The organism is Rhodococcus sp. BL-253-APC-6A1W (genome assembly GCF_012843405.1).
Lineage (GTDB): Bacteria > Actinomycetota > Actinomycetes > Mycobacteriales > Mycobacteriaceae > Rhodococcus.
In genome coordinates this window covers 1-14,452 of the sequence record NZ_JABAFB010000011.1, presented here as the reverse complement: position 1 = coordinate 14,452, position 14,452 = coordinate 1, and the positions used below count along the sequence as shown (strand labels likewise).

Below are 14,452 nucleotides of genomic sequence, written 5' to 3'. Positions count from 1 at the left end.
GTCAGCGGGTCTGGGCGAGATAGCGCTCGAGCAGAGTCTTGACGACCGGACCTGATGTCGCCGAACCGAATCCGCCGCCCCGCACGAGTGCAGTCACCACGACCTCGGGTGCATCGAAGGGTGCCACCGCGGAAAACCAGGCATTGAGGCCCTTCCCGGGGGCCGAGGGGTCCTCGGCGGTACCGGTCTTCGCCCCGGCCGGCACAGGCAGGCTCGCGAGCTGACCGGCGGTACCGGCTGTGGCCGATGCCCGCATCCCCGCTCGCACAGGTCCGAGTTCGTCCGCGAACGACAGTCGATGCGGGGCCTCTGTCGGAACGGGCACACCCTCCGCCGGCCCGTAGGACGCCGCGAGTTGGGGCGTCACCATCGCGCCGGAGGCGATGCCCGACGTCCAACGCGCCACCTGCAACGGGGTCGAGCTCACGGTGCCCTGACCGATTCCCATCAACAGGGTCGACCCCGGATACCAGGCCCCACCGATGTCGCTGACGTTCTCCGGTGTCCCGAGGAAACCCGCGGACTCGTTGGGCAGATCGATGCCCGTCGGCGAGCCGGCACCCAGTTCACCCGCGGTCGTCGCTATGCGCTCGGGACCGAGGAGGTCGGCGAGCTGATAGAAGTAGACGTTGTCCGACCACTGGATGGCCCCCAGCAGACTGTTCCCGCCCATGGGCTGCCAGTTCGCAAAAGTGTGCCCTCCGTAGGCATAGGAGGCGCCGCCCGCGAGCACGGTGTCCGGCGACAACACGTGCGACGCCGCATTCGCCGCGGCGGTAACGATCTTGAATGTCGAGCCCGGAGGCACGGCGGTCTGCGCGGCGTGGTTGAGCATCCGCCCCGGCCCCGTGCCCTCGGTTTGCGCCGCGAGAGCGACCGGGTCGACCGGTGGTTCGAAGACGTTGTTGTCGTAGCCGGGAACACTTGCCAGTGCCAGCACCCCACCGGTGCGGGCATCCATCACGACTGCGGCACCGAGGTCGCCTCCGCTGGTGCGCATTGCCTGTGCGAGCGCATCGGTCGCGGCCTGTTGCATGCCGAGGTCGAGGTGCAACCGCAGGTCGTGACCCCGTACCGGGTCCACCCTCTCCCCTGTGCCGACCGGACGCCCGGACGGATCGACGTACATGCACTGCCGGCCGTCGACGCCGCGGAGCAACGCGTCGTACTGCATCTCGAGTCCCGCCTTGCCCACCCGCGCTCCGAGCGGGAGGTTCGGCCAGTACTGCATGCCCTGCTCGTCCGCGGTCCCGACGTACCCGAGGACGGACGCCAGCGACTCCCCCTGGGGATACTGCCTGCGCCCGGTCGGATACACGAGCACCCAGGGCAGCTGGGCATCCACGATTCGGCGGGCCTGCTCGGCCCCGACGCGTCCGAGCACGAGCTGCATCTCCTCTTCCGCGCTCGTCAGGTCGTCCGCGAGTTCGTCAGGCGTGATGGCGAGGAGTGCGGCGAGTTCGTCGCGTACCCCAGGGTCACCGTCGGCGAACATCCGCGGAACCACCGCAACGGAGTATTCGGCGACATTGACCGCGACCGGAACACCGTTTCGGTCGAGAATGTCACCTCGTTCGGCGGGCAGTCGGAGACAGCGCAGCATCTGCGTGTCGCTGGTCGCCCGCAGATCGCCGCCGTGAGCGGTCTGGAGTTGCCAGGCGAACATCGACATCGCGACGAGCGACGCGGTCACCGCCACCGCGCTCGTCGACACTCCGCGAGGGAGCCGTCGCTTCCGGGATTCGGTGGCCCACAGCGAACGCGTCACGCCGTCGCGCCGCACCGCGAGCACCAGGCCGAGGGAGACGAACCCGACGATCGAGGCGGTGCCCCCGTAACTGAACAAGGGGATGGGCATGCCCGTATGCGGCAGCAGCGACAGGCTCTGGGCGACCGAAACCACCGTGTGAATTCCGAACAGTCCGGCGACACCCGCCGCGACGAGTGCCGCTTCCCTCGTCCGTGCGTGTCGGGCAGCGAGGACGGCGCGCCACACGATGATCACGACAGCCAGCACGACAGCCAGCCCGGCGACCAGACCCCATCCGTACACCAAGCTCGCGAAGGCCAGGTCGTGCTCGGATTCGGGCAAGTAGGTGGCCCGGAGGCCGTAGTCCGGTTCCCGGCCGAGGCCCCACCATCCCGCGCTGCCGATCGCGATGTCCGCCTGCCAGGCAGCCCAGCCCGAACCCTGCGGATCCGCGTCGCGCGAGAGAAAGACGTTGATCCGATCGAGTTGGTACGGGCGGAGGAACAGCAACGCCAGCGGTAACGAGGCGACGCCGAGCGCGAACAGCGGGAGCAGTGACCGCATCGGCACCCGGGCAAGGATCAACATGAGCACCACGGTGAAAACGAGGACCACGGCCGTCGACAGGTCGGGTTGCAGTGCGACCAGCGCGATCGGCACACACGCAACCGCCAGGACCGCCAGGAACCTGCGGACCGTGTAGTCACGAGCCAGTATCGATGCGGGCACCAGAACCAGGGCGAGCTTGGCGATCTCGGAGGGTTGCAGGGTGAACACGCCGAGATTCAGCCAGCGCTGCGCGCCCATCGTCGCGATACCGATCAGCGGCACCGCCACCAGCAGGACAACCGAGACGATGTACAGGATCCAGCCGAAACGGCTCAGGGTAGCGATCCGCATTCGCGAGGTCGCCCACATGGCGCCGAGGCCCACGCCGGCGAGAACCGCGTGACGCACTGCCGGTGCCGTCATTCCCGTCGTCCACATGTTGAGCACGCCGAGAGCGACCAGGACGACTGCCGCAGCGACGAGCCAGGGATCGGATCGGCGCCTATCCGCCTGCACCAGAGCCTCCCGGCGGGCAGGTGACGTTCTCGGTGGGCACGTACAGCGGCTCCGACGCGGCGGCAGCGGGAGCCGTGCTGACCGCGGCGACCGCCAGGGCAGAACCCGGTGGCAGATCGACGCGACCGACGCCGTAGGCCTCCTGCGTGCCGGGCGGTACCGGCACCGTGACCGCACCACCGGGACCGACAGCACCCGTACATCTGTCGTAGACGGTCAGATTCCAGGTCACCGCACCGACATTCGCTGCGGGATCGACGCCGACGTCCACCCGCAGGTTGCACGATCGCCCCGGCTCACAGGCACCGTTGGCAAAGCTCGCGACCATCCGGGTGATCGGTCCGGCTTCACCCGGAAGATCGACGGGGACGGGGCCCGGCTCGGTGGACCCCGGCTCGGCCGGAGGGGATGCGGCGTCGGGCGCCGGGGGCGGCGGCGAAACCGGACTGATCTGATCGTCCATCGACGACTCCCCCGGGTCGAGGAGGGTGTTCCATCCCTGCCGCAGCTCCGACCATGCTTTCGGAGCCACCCACACCATCCCGGCGAGTACGAGGAGGGCGAGCAGAGCGAGCAGACCTCGGCGCCACGACGGTCGCCTTCTCCTGCGATGCCAGATCTTCCCTGTGGGTGGCTGCCAGCCGGTCGAGGCAAGAGAGGACCCGGCGGCCGGGGGCGGCTGATCCGGCGCGTCCGGCCGTTCGTGCGCTCGACCCTCCGGACGGGCACGTCCCAGCACCGCAGAGACGAGCGCGGCGAGCTGACGCCGCGTCGCCTCCACCTCGTCCGGACCGAATTCTGTTGCGACAGTGCTACGCACGAGCTGCGCGAGGACGACCGGGTCCGACGCCTCGGCGATCGATTCGTCCAGCCGGTCCGCAAATGCGGCGCTGCGACAGTTCGCCGCGACCTCTCGAAGTAGGACCGCGAGCGCATCACGGACCTCGTCCCGGGATCCCGCGTTCCCGCCGCGCTCGATCGTGAGGTTCCCGCTGTCGGACACCGTCACGGCATTTGCTCGAAAACTCGCCCGAGAACGCCCCGGCTCGTGTTCCGACCCGACCTGATCGACCACATCGGTGACGAGCACGGCCGCCTGCGCAGGGGTCAGCTTCGCGATCGCGAGCAGCCTCTCCAGGGAGACGCCGGCGCCACCTGGATCGTCCTCGGTTCGCGTCGGCAGTCCGGACCGAGCCTGGTCGGGCTCACCATCCGTCGCGTGGATCCCCACGAGTGCCTCGATCATCGCACATCCTGAAACTGCTAGTCCCCCAGCATCTTTCAAGCGCCGAGAAGCGGGGTGGACGATGGATCCTGCAAGCACCTTTCCCACTTGCCTGCTATTGGTTACCGCTCCATTCTGTGCCATTCGCCCCTCGGTTGCGGCGGCTTTCGACCGAAACTCTGCGGCCCGTCCGGGGCATCCTCGAACGGATCACCTCGTCCGTTACCTTGCCTTCATGAAGATGCTCCGGAACGTCTCGATCGTCTCTGTGTTGTGCACGGTTGCGGTCCTGATCTACGTGTTGCCTCAGCTGGCCGTGTCAGGAGTGGTCGAAGTCGGAGGCCGTGGTCTCGAACTGCTGGTGGTGCTGCCGACATTGGTCGGATTGCCTTGTTCTCTCGCCGGAGCGATCGTCGGGACCGCCTGCGTTCTCCGGCGACGCACTCGCGGCACGGCGACAGTCCTCATGGCGCTCGGACAGGTGACCACAGTGGCTCTGGCCGCGGCCATAATGGTGTGGGCTTTCGGGTTCGCCTCGACCGGGTGGGAGCTCATCGCGCTGCCGTCAGCCTTGATGGTGGGCCAGGTGATGGTGGCTGCGGGGCTCGTCGTGGTATTCAAACGACGATCTGCCTCTTCGCCCCGCCGAATCGGGAATCCGCCCGCGCACCCGGCTGCGCCGTCGGCACCCGAATGCAAGTAGTCCTCTACTCCTGACAACCCGGCACAAGACGAGAGACGCTGTGCCTGCGCCGGGAAACTACGCCCGATGAACCGGACGCTGCCAGCCGATGCGGAACCGATCGGATCGTGCCGTATGCGGGTGGCGTAGCGGCCTCCCCGGCTGCGCGGGCTGAACCAGTACGGGCAGGTGCAATATGGTGACCGGACGAAGGAACGCCCTGATCGTCGCTTGTGTCGACTATCAATCACGGGACTGCAACGGGCAGCGTGTTCCCGGGCGGCCGAAAGGTGACCTCACGCTCCGGTGATCCTGCGGTCGCCGACGGCGACCAGATCGCGTGTGCTGCCCGGCACCGCGTAGGCCCAGGGGGAACCCATCCGCGGTTTCGATGAACTGGACGCTCGCGCCGACTCGGCGGTGCTTGCCGGAGCACCACAGATGGATCGGGGTGCCCTTGGTGCTGACGGCGGTTCGGCGACGCGGTCGGTGGTGATCAGGATGCCGTCGATGACGACATGGGTAGCGCCCGTGGCGAGGCGTTCACGCAGCACGTCGGGAGTTCCGGCGACTGGGCGGCGTGCACTCCGATGCCTTCGTTCCGGACGTCAAGCTGATGCCGTCGGGCAAATGGAATGCGTTCAGCTACGACAACTTCTGGTCACCATCACAGCAACCCGGCTTCAGGGACAGGGTGGGCGTGAACGCGGGGTGCGATCAGCAGCGTCTCGACCGAGACCACTGCTTCGCGAAGCTGATCAGCCGCACCCACCCGGGTGGAGGGAATCACGGAAAGCCGTTGACGCTCAGAAGAACTACGAGCTCATACCTCTACGCGAGCTCGTCCTTGTGGCTGACGATATTGATGACCGTGCCGTCGGGTGCTCGCACGAAGAATCGCCGCACACCCCACGGCTCCGTCGTCAGCGGGTAGACAATCTCGAATCCGCGGCGCTGCGCTTCGCCGTACGCGGCTTCGACCTCATCGCCGACATGGATGGAGAGCACCGAACTCACTGGTGAAGTCGCGTCACCACTGATGAGCTGGACGGTGGCACGTCCGTCGGGAGTGGTGAATCGGGCGACCCAGCCGAGATTCATCTCTTCGACAGAGACCGAGGTAGTCCGTATAGAACTGTCGGGCTTCCTCGATGTCCGGGACGTTCAGGTTGGCTGTGATGCCGGTCGGTCGCATGTCCATCACTCCTTCGAGCTTTCCGATGGTCGATCCGATTTCATTACCTGCGTCGAACTTTCGTGGCCAGTCTATGCCGCTGGCGAATACATGTTCGAACAAATCCTTGCGCGGTCGTAGACGGCGATGCCAGAATGTCCAAATCGTCACGCCGGTGGCGACACAAATGAAAAGGCCCGCCAGGAGTTGCAGCTCCCGACGGGCCGGGTGTCCGACTGATCTAGGAGTCGAACGTGAGCCAGAATACTCTGGCTGGCGGGGTGCGTCGTGGACCGCGCCTGGCCAGCAACTTCACCATTCTCAGTAATGCCGTCATCAACGACGACCGCCTCTCCTTCCGCGCACGTGGTGTCCTCACGTGGCTGCTGTCGAAGCCGGACGACTGGCACACCCGGGCCGACTCGATCGCCGCGCAGTCGCCGAAGGAAGGTCGCGACTCCATCCGCTCCGCGCTGCGTGAGCTCGCCGAACTCGGCTACCTGGTGCGCGAGAAGATCCAGAACGAACTCGGCCAGTGGATCACCATCCAGACGATCCACGAAGAGCCCTTCGTCGACCCGGGGCCTGAGAAACCGACCCGCGGCGATGCGAGCATCGGACAGCCAGGCGCTCTTATCAGTACTGATGAACCTAGAACGAAAACCAACCGCACGTCCCGGGCCGGCACGGTCGCGGTGAGTCCCGGGATCGCCGATCTTGCGGCGGCATGTCGGCATGCAGGATTGACCGCAACCTTCGCGTTCCTGAAACCCGATGCGGCAGCATCGATCGAGTCGTTGATCGAGATTCACGGGGCATCGAAGCTGGCTGCGGCTGCGAGGGCGGTGCATCGTCCGGGAGATCCGATGAGGTTCGCGCAGGCGTGGGTTCCGCTGTGGCAGTCGTTGCCCGTCCCGCGTGTTGCGAAGGCGCGGTGTGGGCGGTGTGATGAATATGGGTGGCTACCCGACGATGAGTACGGACGGGCAGTGAAGTGCTCGTGCCGGGTCGGCGCAGCTGCATAAACGCCACTACGCCCCAACGACGGGAACCATCCTCGTCCGCGAAACGCCACGAAGGACCCCGACAACGGCCTACACATGGTCAATCTCAGCGCGTCGAGCGTGAAATGTGTCCGAGTCTGGAGGAGGATAATTCAGGAACCCTGATGCACGAGAAAGACTCCAACCCAGCCGATTTCGGTAAATGACGAAATCGAGCTACTGCCGCTTGATCCAGCGCTCTTCATCCGCCTCGTGTGCTTCCTCATCGTCCCTACTGCCATCAGGTTCCTTGGGATCGACCCACGCGGCCACGCCTGCTGCTCCGCGTGCAAGTTGACGGCGGCCACCGACGACGATCTGACCGGCCTTGTCGCGGGCCGCAGCCAACGCGTCGGCAATTTTGGCGTGCTCAGCGATGCCCCACTCCGACAACTGCAGATTGCGCGCACGCACAAATTCGGTGAGCAACTCGTCGAGCTCGACCCTCAGTTTCGTGAGTGTTCGTCCGACGAACATGTGATGCACTTCCGTTGTTCGCAACACCGCATGGATGTCGATCGCTTCGCGCAGTTTGGTTATTAGATCGATGTCCGCGCGAAACTGCTCGTGCAACCGATCACGCGCGCTGACGATTGTCTGGTCCAGATACTCGGGCTCCCGAACCTTCACCTGTTCGAGTCGGAGCTTCTGCCAGAGGAACAACGACTTCTGCGCCACCACCAGCAGCCTCAGCGTGTCGGCCAGACGATTGGTCCGGAGCATCTTCTCGAGCTGTTCGGCTCGTTTGGCCGGTCCGGCCTCGCGGTCAAGAATCTCGAGTTGTTTGACGGCGTGTGTGCGAAGCCGCTCGACACCAACGGCGAGATCGACACCGAGTGACGCGATCGTCAACCAGTCTGTCGCGGTCAGTGCATGACTGCCTCTGATCTCTCGAACAAGAGCCACAAGCACACGATGGTGGCCATACACGTCGCCGATCTGCTCGGCATAGGCGAGCCGCAGGACCTCGTCAACCTTGTCTTCGATGACGTCGAGGTGCTCGTGAATCTCGTCGAACTGCGCCGCGATCGCAGCTTCCAAAGCGATCAAGGCCACCGCCTGCGGTCCCAATCCCATCGCGGCAACGCCAGGGTCAGGAATCCTCGCGTTGGAGAGGATCCTTCCGCTACCCGTGTCCCGCACCATACGGTGATAAGTGACTTTCGCCCCCGCGCTCGGACTCGGTCTCGGGCTCGAAAGGACACTCTGGGCGTGGTTGGCGATCGAATACGCCGAGCGCACCGCTCGACCACCGAATATCGCATCCGTCATCTGAGCGAGCACTGCCCCCGATTCACTCTGCACCGGAACAAGCGACATGCCGAGGGACGCCATGTACTGGTCCAGAGCGTCGTCGGTTCCGACAAGCGCCGTTCCGAATTCGTCTTCGATGACAACAAGGTCGGCAGACCCGTCGCCTGCACCGTGGTCACCGAATTCCAGAGATCCCGCGTTCATTACCTCGTGTTCCCTCCGACGACCTTAATCATGCGGCTTTCCGCTTGCGAACTGCTCTGACGCCGGGGCAACTCTAGAGTGTTCGGGCGACACGTCGCTTACGACACCAAGCATATGGATCTCCGGGCCAGGATTGTGTTCAAGATCAGATCGTTCACAGTACGGGCCGGCCTGCGAGCACTCCGGCAGCGATAAGCCGAACGACGTACACGAAGGCTCAATCAGGTCCGTAGGCCACGGTAATGTCTGCGATCGTCAACACGACTATGCAGTGGGCTGGGCTTTCGCAGGCCTCTCGACATGAAAGGCAGGCGTGTGGCGTCACTGGCGCTCGACAAGGACTTCCTTCTCGACTTCGCGAAACTCGAGCCGTCAGTTCAGGGCCGTGTCAGCGAAGTATTCGAGAAGTTCGACGCCGCGACCCACACCGGTCTGCACCTCGAGAAGATCAAAAATGCTCGTAACCCCCAGTACCGATCGATCCGGATCACCCAGTTCTGGCGGGGCATCGTCCTCGCACCGAAAAGTGGCGACACCTTCACACTTCTGAAGATCCTCCCCCATGATGATGCGTACGTATGGGCCGAACGTCGGTATGTATCGGTCAACTCGGCGACAGGCGGGATCGAGGTTCGCGACGACGCTGCACTCGACGAGCAGCTCGCGCAGCTCGACGAACAGCCGGTTTTCGTCACCGGTGAATATTTGTTCGCTCATGTCAAGGACAGTGATCTGATCCGCCTCGGTCTCGACGAGAAGGCCGTTCGGTTCGCCCGCCTGCTCACCGACGACTCACAGCTCGACGCGGCCCAGCCGTACTTCCCCACGACCCAGTGGCAGGTTCTCTTCGGGCTCGCAGCCGGAATGTCGCCCGATGAAGTCTGGACCGATCTGGGGGCCGAGATCCTCGACAAACCCGTCGACACCGACGACCTCGACGCCGCCGTTCAGCGGAGCCCCCACCGGGTCCTGCTCGTCAATGGACCCGACGAGATGATGACCGTGTTCGCGAATCCGTTCGCGCTGTGGCGGATCTACCTGCATCCTGCGCAACGGGCCGCCGTCGACGCGACCTACCGTGGGCCGGCCCGCGTCTCCGGCGGCCCCGGTACCGGCAAGACCGTGGTCGCCTTGCACCGCGCCCGTCGACTCGCCGAGCGTGGTGACGGCAAGACACTCGTCACCACCTTCACCTCAACCCTTGCCGAGTCGCTGGAAGACGGCATTCGCATGCTCGTCGATGACCCCGACGTGCAGTCACGCATAGACGTGCAACACATAGACCGGCTTGCGCACCGCGTGTTCCGCGAGCAGCACGGCAGTCCACGCATGATCAGCGGTGCCGAAGAACGGAAGCTCTGGCGCAGCATCATCGACGAGCTCCAGATCGATTTCAGTGAGACGTTCCTGGCCGAGGAATGGCGACAGGTGGTCCTCGCCCAGCGCGTCACCAACGCAACTGAGTATCTGGCAGCGAAACGGACAGGACGCGGACGCCGCCTCGGTTCCAGACAGAAAGCTCATGTATGGCAGTCGATCTGGGAGTTCGAGGAAGCTCTGAAGACTCGCGCACTGCACACCCACGAGACCGTACGCCGAGAAGCCACCCGGATCCTCGAACAGAGTGACGACAAGCCGTACCGCCATATCGTCGTCGACGAAGCGCAGGACCTCAGTCCGGACCAGTGGCGAGTGCTTCGAGCAGCGGCACCCGAGGACTCCGACGACATGTTCCTCGCAGGAGACACCCATCAACGCATCTACAAAAATCATGTGAGTCTGCGCGAGGTCGGCATCAACGTCACGGGACGGTCGAGCCGCCTGTCCATCAATTACCGCACCACTGCCGAAATTCTCCGGTGGAGTCTCGGACTCATGCACAAAACTCGCGTCGACGACATGAACGATCAGCTCGACTCCATCGCCGGATGCCGGTCGGAGATCCATGGCGAGGCTCCCGCCGTCGAAGGATTCGGTACGCGCGACCTCGAGTTCTCCTCGATCACCGAGAAGGTGCAGTCGTGGATCGACAACGGCATCGCACCGTCCGAAATCGGGATCGCGGTTCGCTCCAAGAGTCTCGGCGACACAGTTGCGAAGGCACTCGCAAATCGAGGGATCTCCGCATCGAACCTCGCCGATAAGAGCGACAACACCGACAGCGTCTCCATAGGCACGATGCACCGCATGAAGGGACTCGAGTTCCGGTGTCTCGCCGTCGGCGCGGTCACCAGCAAGCAGCTACCCGCACCCCACGCGGTCACCTCCGTGGAGGACGACGCGCACACCCACGAGCGCGACTTGCAGCGCGAGCTGAGTTTGTTGTTCGTTGCATGCACACGTGCCCGCGAGCAACTGCACGTCACGTGGCACGGTGAACCCAGCCCGTTCCTCACCCCGCTCCTCTGAATTCTCGCTCCAATAGTTCTGTTCCAGAGAGGTTTCGAATGCCCAAGCTGTCCACCCTGCTCGACGAGATCGATTCGGGCACGGTTCTGCTACCGGAGTTCCAGCGCGGATATGTGTGGAACCGCGATCAGGTGCGCGGACTGATGCGCTCGCTGTACCGGGGGTATCCCGTCGGCGGATTGCTCATGTGGGAGACCACCACAAGTGACATCGCCGTGCGCGGTGAAGTGACCAGCGGTGGGGTGCGGAATCTCCTGCTCGACGGGCAGCAACGCGTGACGTCCATGTACGGAGTGGTCCGCGGTACCCCACCACCGTTCTTCGAGGGCGAGGCGACGGCCTTCACCGGCCTGTACTTCAACGTCGAATCCCAGGTGTTCGAGTTCTACCGTCCGAGCACCATGGCCGACGACTCCTGCTGGGTGAGCGTCACCGAGTTGTTCCGCCACGGCCCTGTCCCGTTCCTCACGAAGTTCGCCGATCAGCCTGAGAAGGTGAACCTCTATCTCGAGCGTTTGAACAAGTTGTGGCAGATCCGGGAACGTGATTTCAATCAGGAGAAAATCACCGGCACTGACAAGACAGTCGACGAGGTAGTCGATATCTTCAACCGCGTCAACTCCGGCGGAACAAAACTGTCGAAAGGCGATCTGGCGCTGGCGTCGCTGTGCGCCCAGTGGCCGGCCGCACGACAGGAAATGCGCGATCACCTACAGAAATGGGAGAAGGCCGGGTTCAAGTTCTCACTGGACTGGCTTCTTCGGAACGCGACAGCGGTGGCGACCGGCCGCGCTCTGTTCACCGCACTCAGCAATGTGTCCGCCGCAGATTTCGAGCGAGCACTGACGACCTCCGTTTCGCACATCGGCGCGTTTCTCGACGCCAGCTCCGGGAGGCTCGGCCTCGACCATGACCAGGTCCTCATGGCGCGCTATGCAATTCCCGTGGTGTCACGCCTGCTGGAACTAAATGACGGCAAGTTCACCGACGCGGCACACCGGGACAAGGTGCTTTACTGGTACGTCCACGCGGCACTGTGGGGCCGCTTCTCCGGTTCCACCGAGACGTATCTGCAGCAGGATTACGACACCGTCCGTGAAGCAGGTGTCGACGGATTGATCGCCGCACTCGAACGCGCGCGCGGCGGCCGGCTCGAGGTTCGCCCCCACGACTTCGACGGGTCCACCCGCGGATCGCGCTTCTACCCGCTGCTGTATCTGCTCACCCGCGTCAAGGGTGCCCGCGACTTCGGTAGCGGACTTGAGCTCAAGGCCGAGCTTCTTGGGAAATTGACCAATTTGCAAGTTCATCATATCTTCCCGAAGGCACTACTTCGGGACAAGTACGATCGCAACGAGGTCAATGCGATCGCCAACTTCTGCTTCCTCACGCAGGCAACGAATCTCGAGATCGGCAAGCGCGCTCCCGAGGAGTACTTCGCCGAAGTAGAGGCAAAGAACCCGGGAGCGCTTGCATCGCAATGGATTCCCACCGATCCCGCTCTGTGGACCGTCGATCGATACCCTGACTTCCTCGCCGCTCGGCGTAAGTTGCTCGCAGAAGCGGCACAGACGTTCCTCGATGAACTCCGCTCCGGAGCTCAGAGTGTCGAAGAATCACTGCAGCCACTCGCCGTCGCCGACGCCGAACTCGACGACCCACGGACCCTGCAAATTCAGACCATGATCGCGGAATTGCAGCAGCTCGGATACGCCGAACCTGTCACCGACACCGAGATCACAGATCCCCACAACGGACGATTCCTGTCGATGGCAGAAGCATTCTGGCCGGACGGACTTCAACACGGTGTCGGTGATCCCGTCATTCTCGAACTCGACCCCGACGAGGCCGACCTGCCGCGCCTCGAAGAACTCGGCTACAAGGTCTTCACCTCCGTCGACGCCCTGCTCGGTTTCGTCAACCACCTCAACGAGCTCGCCTCGGGTGAGGTAGAGACCATTACAACCGCGGACCCCGCAGCACCCTCCGACGACGGCGCAACAAGGCTCGAGTCCGAGTTCGATTCGCGTATGCGCAGCATCTACGACCGGGCACGTCGTGAAACCGGCTACAACCCATCCCAGTTCATCAGCATGGTCGCCAACATCGGGCCTCTCGCCACCGCACAGAAGCTCCTTGCCTCACGCACGATCTCGGACGGATTCTCTGAACTGTGGGAGCGAGGCCGGATCGACCTCACCGTCGAGGCACTCGTGGTCGACCCTCGCTTCGAGTCACTTTTCACCGACACAGAACTCGACATTGCCTGGCACCGGCTCACCCAGTTCGGATACTCGCCGAGCGCCTCCGGTTCGACGAAGGTTTCCTCCTCTGCGCGAGTGCCCGCCGGTACTGCGGAGAACCACGCGCCGAGGACGACTGCAGAATCCGCGAAGCCTGAATGGAACGGCCATGACTGGTATGTCTGTTTGGGTGAGGTAAACGACTCCCGAAATTGGGACGATGCCCGCAAGTACGGGTTCGTCTCGGCCGGCGGCGGGCGTTGGTACTCGGACACACTTCAGAAGCTTCAGCACGGCGACCGCGTCTTCGTCTACGTCCCCAAGGTCGGCTACGTCGGTACCGGCACGGTCACCGGGTCTGCTGCACCGGCAGACCAGGCGACGCTCGAGGTCGATGGCAAGCAGGTAGGTTTCCAAAACCTCGAGCTGGTGGGCCCATACACTCACGAGATCATCGACCCGGATCCTGATGAGGACTACCGGGAATGGATCGTGCCGGTCGCGTGGGAACGGACCGTCGATCGGGAGTCGGCCCTGCGCGAATCCGGCCTGTTTGCAAATCAAAACTCCGCCTGCAGACTTCGCGATCAACACACGCTCAACAGGGTCACCGAGTTCTTCGGCGTCACCCAGCAGTGATCGGTTCCCTGAAGTAAACAGCACGTGGCCCGCGGGGTGTGTGCGACGGAGCAGTCCGTCACACACACCCACTGTCCCCGTCGGATCAGTGCACTATACGGCGCTTCGGCTATCTCAGCGCTCGGTTCACTGCCCGCACGAGCAGGCGAGCCGAGCCACGATCCACGACTTGCTGCGCTACCCGCCCGGCCGCGGCAGCCGCAGCGTAGCGTCGGTTGTACCGCGCTCCCCGCACGAAGGGTCGGGCATTCTTGTAGAGGTTCCGTGCGGACCCGGCCCGGTTCGGTGCTGCCACCGCCATTGCACGAAACAGCACCTCGACGATGGCCGGTTGGAGCTGACGGATAATCCTTTCAAATCCGAAAATGGCAATCGGGATCACCTATCCCACTTGGGTCCTTCGACCCGAGATCCCCTGCGCACTGTCGAGGATCTTCCGTCCGATATCGGAAAACTCCGCTTCGCTGTGCGGTTCAGTATCCGGAGAAGCGATGGACATGGCCAGAATCGCAACCGTCTCGATCAGGGACGTGACTCGTCCTGATTACTCGACCTACCGAGTTCTCCGGTTGCGTGTCGCTTCACCCGCTGGATCAGGGCGTCGGTGTTCACATCGGGATGACGGAGACGGCGCTCGTCAATCTGCTTCGTGGCAACAGGTAATTGTTCCGCAAAGATGCCACCGAGGGGACTGCCCCCACTTCAGTTGACTCGTGGGGTTGAGCGGTTCAGGCCGCGTATGCGACTTGGTTGATTGTCTCAAA

General features: G+C 63.8%; 8 protein-coding genes and 1 pseudogene. 4 read left to right on the top strand and 5 right to left on the bottom strand.

The features are described from left to right. Position 1: 1 nt before the first annotated feature. Both HF877_RS17075 and HF877_RS17070 read right to left on the bottom strand, forming a co-directional pair. Positions 2–2,815 (bottom strand): FtsW/RodA/SpoVE family cell cycle protein, encoded by a 2,814-nt coding sequence (locus HF877_RS17075; RefSeq protein WP_169622392.1) that lies wholly within the window; start codon positions 2,813–2,815, stop codon positions 2–4. Next, entirely contained in the window at positions 2,802–4,061 is a 1,260-nt protein-coding gene (locus tag HF877_RS17070; RefSeq protein WP_206037266.1) for a hypothetical protein, read from the bottom strand. The genes HF877_RS17075 and HF877_RS17070 overlap by 14 nt, the downstream gene beginning before the upstream one ends. A gap of 214 nt (positions 4,062–4,275) precedes the next feature. On the opposite strand from HF877_RS17070, the gene HF877_RS17065 reads away from it, so the two are divergent. Then, positions 4,276–4,743 (top strand): hypothetical protein, encoded by a 468-nt coding sequence (locus tag HF877_RS17065; RefSeq protein WP_206037265.1) that lies wholly within the window; start codon positions 4,276–4,278, stop codon positions 4,741–4,743. A 275-nt stretch (positions 4,744–5,018) separates the two neighbouring features. On the opposite strand, the gene HF877_RS17060 is transcribed toward HF877_RS17065, so the two are convergent. Together HF877_RS17060 and HF877_RS17055 are read right to left on the bottom strand one after the other, a co-directional pair. Continuing rightward, the gene (locus HF877_RS17060; protein ID WP_169622391.1) at positions 5,019–5,276 is read right to left on the bottom strand and encodes a hypothetical protein; all 258 of its coding nucleotides are present in this window, start codon (positions 5,274–5,276) and stop codon (positions 5,019–5,021) included. A gap of 277 nt (positions 5,277–5,553) precedes the next feature. Then, positions 5,554–5,917, bottom strand: a pseudogene (locus HF877_RS17055) (VOC family protein). Positions 5,918–6,150: 233 nt separating this feature from the next. Between HF877_RS17055 and HF877_RS17050 the strand changes: the two are divergent. Beyond that, a complete protein-coding gene (locus HF877_RS17050) occupies positions 6,151–6,921 on the top strand; it encodes a helix-turn-helix domain-containing protein (RefSeq protein WP_169622390.1) in 771 nt (256 codons plus the stop codon). Between the two features lie 195 nt (positions 6,922–7,116). On the opposite strand, the gene HF877_RS17045 is transcribed toward HF877_RS17050, so the two are convergent. After that, positions 7,117–8,397, bottom strand: a complete 1,281-nt coding sequence (locus HF877_RS17045) for a hypothetical protein (protein WP_206037264.1) — start codon at positions 8,395–8,397, stop codon at positions 7,117–7,119. 300 nt (positions 8,398–8,697) lie between these two features. On the opposite strand from HF877_RS17045, the gene HF877_RS17040 reads away from it, so the two are divergent. Further along, positions 8,698–10,806: a UvrD-helicase domain-containing protein gene (locus HF877_RS17040; protein ID WP_206037263.1), complete on the top strand. Its 2,109-nt coding sequence runs from the start codon at positions 8,698–8,700 to the stop codon at positions 10,804–10,806. A gap of 38 nt (positions 10,807–10,844) precedes the next feature. Then, complete coding sequence (locus HF877_RS17035; RefSeq protein WP_240952626.1) at positions 10,845–13,688, top strand: DUF262 domain-containing protein; 2,844 nt, start codon at positions 10,845–10,847, stop codon at positions 13,686–13,688. Positions 13,689–14,452: the final 764 nt, after the last annotated feature.